This window comes from Burkholderia sp. DN3021 (assembly GCF_049805555.1).
GTDB classification, from domain to species: domain Bacteria; phylum Pseudomonadota; class Gammaproteobacteria; order Burkholderiales; family Burkholderiaceae; genus Burkholderia; species Burkholderia pyrrocinia_C.
This window is the reverse complement of record NZ_JBNCAB010000055.1, coordinates 38,054-46,368: the sequence shown is the minus strand read 5'-3', so window position 1 is coordinate 46,368 and position 8,315 is coordinate 38,054. Positions and strand designations below refer to the sequence as shown.

10 protein-coding genes are annotated in these 8,315 nt (G+C 68.3%); 7 read left to right on the top strand and 3 right to left on the bottom strand.

Annotation, left to right across the window (positions count from 1 at the left end):
• The 3 genes from gspL to ACPUER_RS24450 all read left to right on the top strand — a co-directional run.
• Nucleotides 1–661 (top strand): type II secretion system protein GspL (gene gspL, locus ACPUER_RS24460; protein ID WP_425132352.1); only part of this gene is annotated, 661 nt, incomplete at its 5' end.
• Nucleotides 658–1,164 (top strand): type II secretion system protein M, encoded by a 507-nt coding sequence (locus ACPUER_RS24455; protein WP_310139172.1) that lies wholly within the window; start codon nucleotides 658–660, stop codon nucleotides 1,162–1,164. The genes gspL and ACPUER_RS24455, both read left to right, overlap by 4 nt.
• A 31-nt stretch (nucleotides 1,165–1,195) precedes the next feature.
• On the top strand, nucleotides 1,196–1,984 hold the full coding sequence (locus ACPUER_RS24450; RefSeq protein WP_072442602.1) for a type II secretion system protein N: 789 nt from the start codon (nucleotides 1,196–1,198) through the stop codon (nucleotides 1,982–1,984).
• A gap of 24 nt (nucleotides 1,985–2,008) precedes the next feature.
• On the opposite strand, the gene ACPUER_RS24445 is transcribed toward ACPUER_RS24450, so the two are convergent.
• Nucleotides 2,009–3,580: an efflux transporter outer membrane subunit gene (locus ACPUER_RS24445; RefSeq protein ID WP_425132351.1), complete on the bottom strand. Its 1,572-nt coding sequence runs from the start codon at nucleotides 3,578–3,580 to the stop codon at nucleotides 2,009–2,011.
• A 267-nt stretch (nucleotides 3,581–3,847) separates the two neighbouring features.
• Nucleotides 3,848–4,132, bottom strand: a complete 285-nt coding sequence (locus tag ACPUER_RS24440; RefSeq protein ID WP_111017789.1) for a multidrug ABC transporter ATPase — start codon at nucleotides 4,130–4,132, stop codon at nucleotides 3,848–3,850.
• A 174-nt stretch (nucleotides 4,133–4,306) separates the two neighbouring features.
• Between ACPUER_RS24440 and ACPUER_RS24435 the strand changes: the two genes are divergently transcribed.
• The 4 genes from ACPUER_RS24435 to ACPUER_RS24420 all read left to right on the top strand — a co-directional run bounded on the left by ACPUER_RS24435 (nucleotide 4,307) and on the right by ACPUER_RS24420 (nucleotide 7,281).
• A complete protein-coding gene (locus ACPUER_RS24435) occupies nucleotides 4,307–4,795 on the top strand; it encodes a MarR family winged helix-turn-helix transcriptional regulator (RefSeq protein ID WP_034183800.1) in 489 nt (162 codons plus the stop codon).
• Between the two features lie 177 nt (nucleotides 4,796–4,972).
• On the top strand, nucleotides 4,973–6,535 hold the full coding sequence (locus ACPUER_RS24430; RefSeq protein WP_175962651.1) for a DHA2 family efflux MFS transporter permease subunit: 1,563 nt from the start codon (nucleotides 4,973–4,975) through the stop codon (nucleotides 6,533–6,535).
• Between the two features lie 114 nt (nucleotides 6,536–6,649).
• Nucleotides 6,650–6,898 (top strand): type II toxin-antitoxin system Phd/YefM family antitoxin, encoded by a 249-nt coding sequence (locus ACPUER_RS24425; protein ID WP_060364783.1) that lies wholly within the window; start codon nucleotides 6,650–6,652, stop codon nucleotides 6,896–6,898.
• Nucleotides 6,895–7,281: a type II toxin-antitoxin system VapC family toxin gene (locus ACPUER_RS24420; RefSeq protein ID WP_175962650.1), complete on the top strand. Its 387-nt coding sequence runs from the start codon at nucleotides 6,895–6,897 to the stop codon at nucleotides 7,279–7,281. The genes ACPUER_RS24425 and ACPUER_RS24420 overlap by 4 nt, the downstream gene beginning before the upstream one ends.
• A gap of 19 nt (nucleotides 7,282–7,300) precedes the next feature.
• On the opposite strand, the gene ACPUER_RS24415 is transcribed toward ACPUER_RS24420, so the two are convergent.
• Nucleotides 7,301–8,227, bottom strand: a complete 927-nt coding sequence (locus ACPUER_RS24415) for a LysR family transcriptional regulator (RefSeq protein ID WP_072442594.1) — start codon at nucleotides 8,225–8,227, stop codon at nucleotides 7,301–7,303.
• Between the last annotated feature and the right edge of the window lie 88 nt (nucleotides 8,228–8,315).

Here is an 8,315-nt window from a genome sequence, read left to right as displayed (position 1 = left end):
GCTCGCGGGCGGCGGCGACGTCGAACTGTACGAACTCGGCGAGCCGGGCGCGGAGCCGCGGCTCGCGTCGGTCGGCCGCACCGACGGCCCGCTGCTGCCGGGCGCCGCGCCGCTGTCGTTCGACACGTTCGCGCGGCGTGCGCTAACCGAGCGTTTCGATCTGTGCCAGTTCGAATTCGAGTCGCAGCCGTGGCGCTTCGACCGTGCGACGGTGAAGCGCCTGCGCGTGCCGATCGCACTCGTCGCGGCGACGCTCGGCGTCGCGGTGGTCGGGATGAACCTGCACTGGTGGAAGCTGTCGCGCGAGCGCGATGCGCTGTCCGCGCAGATCACCGAAACGCTGCTGTCCGCATTCCCGAAGACGACGACGGTGCTCGATCCGCCCGCGCAGATGCAGCGCCAGCTCGATCAGTTGCGCCTGGCGGCCGGCGAGCTGTCGCCGAACGATTTCCTCGCGCTGGCGAGCGGGTTGACGCGCTCGATGGGCGCGCTGCCGCTGAACGGCATCGCGTCGCTCGACTATCACGACCGGCGGCTCGACGTCGGCTTCAAGCCGGAGGTCAAGGTCGATCCCGATTTCACGCAGCGCCTCGCGCGCAACGGACTGTCCGGCGAAGTCGACAGCAACACGGGCAAATGGACGATCCGGAGCCGCTCATGAAGACGGAACAACTGAACCAGACGCTGACCCAGTTCTGGGGCGAGCGCTCGCCGCGCGAGAAGATGCTGCTCGGCTGGGGCGGAGCCGTGCTGGCAGTCGCGATCGCATATTCGGTGCTGTGGTCGCCCGCGCAGGAAGGCCGCGCACGGATCCAGCGCGAGCTGCCGACAATGCGCCGCGAACTCGCGCAGATGACCGCGCAGGCGAACGAGGCGAAGTCGCTGACGGCCGCCGCGCAGGGCGTCGCGCCGACCGGCCTGGCGCTGAAGGACGCGCTGACCGCGTCGCTGTCCGATCACGGGCTGCAGGGTGCGCAGGTGCAGATCGTCGGCAACGGCGTGCAGATCCAGATGAAGAACGTGTCGTTTCCGGTGTGGACGCAGTGGCTCGACGATGCGCGCCGGCAGTTCAAGGTGCAGGTCGGCGAGGCGCACGCGACCGCGCTGAAGGACGACGGCCAGGTCGACCTGACGGCCGTGATGCAACCGTCGACGCAGAAATGACGCAGCGGACGACGCAAGTGGCGGTCGGCCGATGAGGCCATGGACGAAGCGGCTCGCCGCCGCATTGCCGTGGGTACTGGCGGGCGGGCTCGCGACGGCGGTGACGCTCGTCGCGCTCGCGCCGGCCGCGTGGATCGCGCCGCAGTTCGCGCGTGCGACCGGCGCTCACGTGAATCTCGTCGATCCGGACGGGTCGCTGTGGCACGGCTCGGGCACGCTGATGCTCGCGCCGGGCGCCGACCAGAGCGCGGCGACGCTGCTGCCGGGCCGGGTCGAATGGACCACGGGCTTCTGGCCGCTGCTGACCGGGCGCGTGCAGATGCGCATGCGCCAGACCGAGGCGATGCCCGATGCCGTCACGCTCGATGCGACGTGGCGCGGCGCGGTGCTGTCGGCGGGCACGATGGCCGTGCCCGCGTCGCTGCTCGCGGGGCTCGGCACGCCGTTCAATACGCTCGACCTGCAGGGCGACGTGCGGCTCGGCTGGACCGACTGGCGCCTGTTCGGCAACAACGCGTTCGGCCAGTTGACGGTGACGATCGACTCGATGAGTTCGCGCGTGTCGCGCGTGAAGCCGCTCGGTTCGTACCGCGCGGTGCTGCAGGCGAAGGGGGCGGGCGCCGATCTCGACCTGTCGACGACGCAGGGCCCGCTGTTCCTCGACGGACACGGCAGCTTCGGCCCAGGCCAGGGATCGTTCCGCGGCACCGCGCATGCGGCGCCCGAGCAGCAGGCGAACCTCGCGGGGCTGCTGAACCTGCTCGGTCACCCGATCGGGAACAACGAGGTGTCGCTGATCTTCGGCGACGCGATGCGCTGACGCGCGCGTCGCCCTCTTCTCTTCCTACTTCTGCGCGAGCGGCGCGGCGGCCGACGATGCGGTCGCCGCGGGCGCGGCCGCATCGGACGCCGGCACGGGCGCCGGCGCAGCGATGTCGCCCGTTTCGCGCGTCATGTCCGACGCATCCCAGCCGCCGCCGAGCGCCTTCACGAGCCCGACCGACGACACCATCCGCTGCCCGGCGATCGTCGCGAGCTTCTGCTGCGCGGTGAACGCGGTGGTCTGCGCGGTCAGCACGTTCAGGTAGGCGACCGTGCCGGCCTTGTACTGGTTCGTGACGATCGCGAGCGCGTGCTCGGCGCTGTCGACGGCCTGCCGCTGCACGTCGATTTCCTGCGCGAGGATGCGCTGCGACGCGAGGTTGTCCTCGACGTCCTGGAATGCGGTGAGCACCGCGAGGCGATACGCGGCGACGTCCTGGTCGTAGGTCGCGCGCGCGGCGTCGGTCTGCGCGGCGCGCAGCCCCGCGTCGAACAGCGTGGCCGCGAGTTGCGGGCCGACCGTCCAGAAACGCGCCGGCAGCGTGAACAGCTGCGACCACACCGAACTCTGGAAGCCGCCGGTGGCCGACAGCGTGAGCGTCGGGAAGAATGCGGAAATCGCGACGCCGATCTGTTCGTTTGCGGCGGCTGCGCGGCGCTCGGCGGCCGCGATGTCGGGCCGGCGCTCGAGCAGCGCGGACGGCACGTCGACCGGCGTGATCGGCGGCTCGGCCGCGAGCGGGTTCGGCGGCAGCGAGAAGGTCGATGCCGGTTCGCCGATCAGCGTCGCGATCGCATGCTCGTACTGCGCGCGCGCGACGCCGTTGTCGATCGACGCGGCCTGCGCACTCTGCAGTTGCGTCTGCGCCTGGATCACGTCCGCGCGCGCGGCGACGCCCTGCGCATATTGGTTCTGCGTGAGTTTCAACGACTGTTCGTACGACTTCACGGTGTCGTCGAGCAGCTTTTGCAGCGCATCGGACGTGCGCAGCTGGAAATAGGTTTGCGCGAGCAGCGCCTGCTGCGACAGCCGCGCGTTCGCGAGATCGGCCGCGGCAGCCGCTTCGCCGGCGCGCTGCGCGCTGACGGTGCGGCTTACCTTGCCCCACAGGTCGGGCTCCCAGCTCGCGTCGAGGCCGACGCTGTAGCTGTTGCCGATCGATCCGGACGAGCCGCTGCCGAAACTCGACGACGAGCCCGACGACAGCGACGTGCGCGGCGTACGGGCGCGCGAGCCCGACGCGGTCAGCCCGACGGTCGGGAAATACGCGGCGCGCGCCTCGGTGACGAGCGCGCGCGCCTGCCGGTATGCAGCCGCCGATTGCGCGATGGTCTGGTTCGACGCATTGAGCTTGCCGATCAGCGCATCGAGCTGCGGATCGTTGTAGACCGTCCACCACGGGCCGCGGTCGGCGCGATCGGCGGGCTGCGCGACCTTCCAGCCGGCAGGCGCTTCCTTGAATGCGGCGGGAATCGACGTGTCGGGCCGGTGATAGTCGGGCCCGACGGCGCAGCCGGCGAGCAGCACGGCCGTCGCAACGGCGACGGCGGCGCTCAGCGGGCGAAGGGCGCGCGGGAGGGAGGCGTACGGCATCGTGGTTTTCCTGTCTGGGCGCGACGGCCGGCGAGTGGCGTCGCGCGATGCGGTCGTCATGCCGCTGGCGGACAAATGGTAACTGACGGCGGGGAAGCCGCGCAGCCCTAAGGGTACGGTGCGCGGCGGCCGGAATGTGTTACCGGCGCGAGCGGCCGGGTTACCGGCCATTACGGATCGCTTGCGGCGAGACACGCGCGACGGCGGCCGCGGCCGGCGATCAGTCGGAACAGGCAGGACAGTCGGGAAAGCGGGAGCGACGCGGCGTCAGTGGCAGCGCACGGGCACCGGGACGGGCTCGGCGGCGGGCCGCCATGAAGACGGCTCCGTCGCGGCCGGCTGGCTCGTGCGGCGTGCGCCGCCCTTCGCGTTGCGCTGCCGGCGATGATCGAACCATGCGAACCCGAGCGCCGCGAGCGAGCCGCCCGGTACCACCAGCATCGTCACGTACAGCGCGATCTTCCAGCCGCGGTGCGGCCCGGAAAACACATGATGAGCGGTATCGGTCAGGTTGCGGCGCAGCGCGCCGGCGGCATTTTTCAGGAACAGCATCGCGAACATCCTCGGGTGCCCGGCAGCGCGGGCGAATCGGTCAGAACATAGTCTCCGGCAGTGCAACATGCACGTCGTAACTGGTTGCCTCAAATAATATTGACTAAGCAATCATTTTTCAAGATACTGGGCGCGTTTTAACCTGAAACGCACTGTTGCTGCGTGCGCAATCGCATGACCGGCGGCCTCTACGATCCCGAGAACATCGCGCTGGAAACGAGCCTCGGCTATTACCTGTCGAAGGCGAAGCAGGCGCTCGTCGAGCGGATGGACCGCGCGCTCGAGCCGCTCGACCTCACCGCGCAGCAGATCGGCGTGATCCTGCTGCTGTCGCGCGGCTATGCGCGCACGCCATTCGAGCTGTCCCGCAAGATGTCGTACGACAGCGGTTCGATGACGCGCATGCTCGACCGGCTCGAACGCAAGGGGCTGGTCGCGCGTTCGCGCAGCGAGCAGGACCGCCGGATGATCGAGCTGACGCTGACCGAACGTGGCGCCGATGCGGCCCGCGCGCTGCCGTCGCTGATCGCGACCGCGCTCAACGCGCAGCTCGACGGTTTCTCGGCCGACGAACTCGCGACGCTCACCGGCCTGTTGCAGCGCTTCATCGCCAACGGGCCCGGCACGACCGGTTGCCCGAAGCCCGACGAACCGGACTGCTGATGCGCGCGGAGGCCCCATGTCTAGGTTAAGCATTCGTTTATTTCTCTGTCTGGGCAGAAGATGACAAGGCACGCGCTGCGTTTCTTTCCTGATCCGTTCCACCCGGCCGGGCCGCGCCGCGTCGCGCACCCGTGCGTTGTGCCGGCGCGTCGCGCGCGCCGCGTCTAGGAGATTCCGATGTCCGCCACCACGGCATCCGCCGCCTCCCCCGCCGCCGAACCCGCGCCGCTGACCGGCGGCGCGCTCGCGCTGCTCACCGTCGGGCTCGCGCTCGGCACCTTCATGGAAGTGCTCGACACGTCGATCGCGAACGTCGCGGTGCCGACCATCTCGGGCAGCCTCGGCGTCGCGACGAGCGAAGGCACGTGGGTGATCTCTTCGTACTCGGTCGCATCCGCGATCGCGGTGCCGCTCACCGGCTGGCTCGCGCGGCGGGTCGGCGAGGTGCGGCTGTTCACGCTGTCGGTGCTCGCGTTCACGGTCGCGTCGGCGCTGTGCGGCCTTGCGACCAACTTCGAGACGCTGATCGCATTCCGGCTGCTGCAGGGCCTCGTGTCGGGGCCGATGGTGCCGCTGTCGCAGACGATCCTGATGCGCAGCTACCCGCCCGCGAAGCGCGGTCTCGCGCTCGGGCTTTGGGCGATGACGGTGATCGTAGCGCCGATCTTCGGCCCGCTGCTGGGCGGCTGGATCAGCGACAACTACACGTGGCCGTGGATCTTCTACATCAACCTGCCGATCGGCGTGTTCTCGGCGACCTGCGCGTACTTCCTGCTGCGCGGCCGCGAGACGAAGACGTCGAAGCAGCGGATCGACGCGGTCGGCCTCGCGCTGCTCGTGATCGGCGTGTCGTGCCTGCAGATGATGCTCGACCTCGGCAAGGACCGCGACTGGTTCAACTCGTCGTTCATTGTCGCGCTCGCGCTGATCGCGGTCGTGTCGCTCGCGTTCATGCTCGTGTGGGAGGCGACCGAGAAGGAGCCGGTGGTCGACCTGTCGTTGTTCAAGGACCGCAACTTCGCGCTTGGCGCGCTGATCATCTCGTTCGGTTTCATGGCGTTCTTCGGCTCGGTCGTGATCTTCCCGCTGTGGCTGCAGACGGTGATGGGCTACACGGCCGGCAAGGCCGGCCTCGCGACCGCGCCGGTCGGGCTGCTCGCGCTGGTGCTGTCGCCGCTGATCGGCCGCAACATGCACCGGCTCGACCTGCGGATGGTCGCGAGTTTCGCGTTCATCGTGTTCGCGGGCGTGTCGCTGTGGAACGCGACGTTTACGCTCGACGTGCCGTTCAACCACGTGATCCTGCCGCGGCTCGTGCAGGGGATCGGCGTCGCGTGCTTCTTCGTGCCGATGACGACGATCACGCTGTCGAGCATCTCCGACGAGCGGCTCGCGAGCGCGTCGGGGCTGTCGAACTTCCTGCGCACGCTGTCGGGCGCGATCGGCACCGCGGCCAGCTCGACGTTCTGGGAGAACGACGCGATCTACCACCATGCGCGGCTGTCGGAATCGGTGAGCGTCTACGCGCAGAACACGACCGACTACCAGGGCGCGCTCGCGCAGTTCGGCATCGTCGGGCAGACGGCCAATGCGCAGCTCAACCAGCTCGTCACGCAGCAGGGCTTCATGATGGCGACCAACGACTTCTTCCACCTGTCGGCGGTGATGTTCATCGCATTGGCGGCGCTCGTCTGGATCACGAAGCCGAGGAAGGGCGCGGGGCCGGCGATGGGGCATTGATGGCGACATGGCGCAGCGGCGTGTGTCCTAGATCTTCCTGCTGATTGCGCAGATCCCACTGCTCAATTAAACTAAGCCCAAGTTGTTGTTAAACTTAGTTTAATTGGGGATGCCATGCAGACCTACAACATGCACGACGCGAAGACGAATCTCTCGCGCCTGATCGACGAAGCCGTCCATGCCGGTGAACCGTTCGTGATCGCAAAAGCCGGCAAGCCGCTTGTCAAGGTGGTGCCGATCGATACGCGGGAACCGGCTCCGCCGAGCCGGATCGGTTTCATGAAGGGACAGATTCGCGTCCCGGACGATTTCGACTCGATGGGCGGGGACGACATCCGGAAACTGTTCGAGGGCGACGCGTGAAGCTGTTGCTCGATACCCATTTAATCCTCTGGGCCGCCGCCGACGCGGCGGAACTGCCGGGCCGCGCCCGTGCGCTCATCGAGGATTCCGCCTATACCCTGCTCTTCAGCGTGGCGAGTCTTTGGGAGATCGTCATCAAGCGTGGGCTGGACCGTGACGATTTCCAAGTCGAGCCGCATGTACTTCGCCGCAGTTTGCTCGACGCCGGCTATGTGGAACTGCCGATCACGAGCGCACACGTCCTCGCCGTCGAGCAACTACCGCCGGTGCATCGCGACCCGTTCGATCGCCTGCTGATCGCGCAGGCGATCTCCGAGGGCGTTACCCTGCTTACGCACGATCACACCGTTGCCCGGTATCCGGGCCCCGTCCAGCACGTCTGATCGTCCCCGCGTTCGGCCGTCACTCCCTCGCCCGCAACCCGCCGAACGCGAGATCGTCGACGGGCGCGACGGGCAGCGTCGCCCGTGCCACTTCCAGCCACGCGCGCGCCGCGTGCGACAGATACCCCTTCTTCAGCCAGCCGAGCGCGATCGCCCACGTGATTTCCGGCTCGACGATCGGCCGGCACGTGAACTGCCCCGCGTCGAGCCGCCGGCAGTACGGCTCGGGCAGCAGCGCGATGCCGACGCCCGCATGTACGAGCGCGGCCATGAAATCCCAATGGCCGCTGCGGCTCACGATCGACGGCGTGAAGCCGACCTTCCGGCACGCATCAAGCACCGCGTCGTGCAGCGCGAGGCTTTCCGCATAGAACACGAACGACTCGCGCGCGAGATCCGCGAGCGGCACGGCCGCGTGATCCTCCCAGCGCGACTCGCGCGGCGCGACGAGCCACAGCGGCGCGCGTACCATCGGCAGCACGTCGAACGTGGCGGGATCGACCGGCTCGAGCAGCCCGCCCAGCTCCAGCTCGCCCGACATCAGCGCCGCCTCGATCATCCGCGCGCCCTGCTCGAACAGCTTCAGCTCGATGTTCGGATAGCGCTGCTTGTACGCGGCGATGATCGGCGTAAACAGCGAGCCGCCGAGCGGCGGAATGCCGATCGTCAGCTCGCCGCGCCCGAGCGTGCCGAGATCGTTCAGCTCCGACTGCAGCTGCGCCTGCGCGGCGAGCACGTCCTGGCCGCGCTGGAACACGATCCGCCCCGCGTCGGTCAGCACCATCTGCCGGCCGTCGCGCAACAACAGCGGCGAACCGATCTCGTCCTCCAGCGCCTTCACCATCTTGCTGATGGTCGGCTGGGTCACGAACAGCTTGTCGGCCGCCGCGGTGAAGCTCTGCTGGCGGACCACCTCGACGAAGTACCGCAGCGCGCGCAATTCCATCGACGTCTCCCCAAATTGGTGCGGCAACCCAAAGTGAATTCCGAATTGGAATGACAAGGATAGAGACAAGTCATTTTATTTATGGTTA